The following is a 574-nucleotide window of genomic DNA, read 5'->3' as shown; positions in this document are numbered from 1 at the left end:
GATCGGCCTGGCACTCGGCGGGGTGGAACCCGACGCCGGTCTGTTGTTGCTCGCGATCATCGTGGCCTCGGGAGCCGCGATCGGCACGCAGATCAGCGCCGCCATCACCTTCGTCATCGGCGTCCTCGCGATCGTCGAGATCACGCTGCTCAGCTATTTGGCCGTGCCGGCGAAAACCGAAGCGGTGCTGCAAAGCCTCCACGACTGGGCGCTGCGCCACCGCCGAAAAATCCTGATCGCCATGTTCGCGGTGGCTGGGGTCTCGCTGGTGGCCAGCGGCATCGGCAGCGTCTGAACAGTCTGGGGTCCAGTGCTTCTAAGTTATAGTCACGTCTCGCACTACAACGAACCGCCGTGAGTTAGCCGTTAGCTGCCCAGCGCCACCGACACAGCACACTTCGCTGCAGATTGAGAAGAGATTCCATGCCGACAGACCCGCGATGAAGTGTGTGCTGGCGAGCTATGGAACGCGTGGCGATGTGGAGCCCTGCGTCGCAGTCGGCCGTGAACTGCTGCGCCGCGGGCACGACGTACACGTGGCCGTCGCGCCCGACCTGGTTGAATTCGTCGAGTC

2 protein-coding genes are annotated in these 574 nt (G+C 63.8%); both read left to right on the top strand.

All coding sequences use genetic code 11. From position 1 onward, the window contains the following. Positions 1–295, top strand: a 295-nt coding sequence (locus A5736_RS03745; protein ID WP_175611174.1) for a GAP family protein, incomplete at its 5' end; no start/stop codon positions are given. A 145-nt stretch (positions 296–440) separates the two neighbouring features. Then, on the top strand, positions 441–574 hold a 134-nt coding region (locus A5736_RS03740; protein ID WP_175611173.1), incomplete at its 3' end, for a glycosyltransferase.

The organism is Mycobacterium sp. SP-6446, assembly GCF_001954045.1.
Classification (GTDB): Bacteria; Actinomycetota; Actinomycetes; order Mycobacteriales; family Mycobacteriaceae; genus Mycobacterium.
This window is presented reverse-complemented; position numbering and strand designations above follow the sequence as displayed.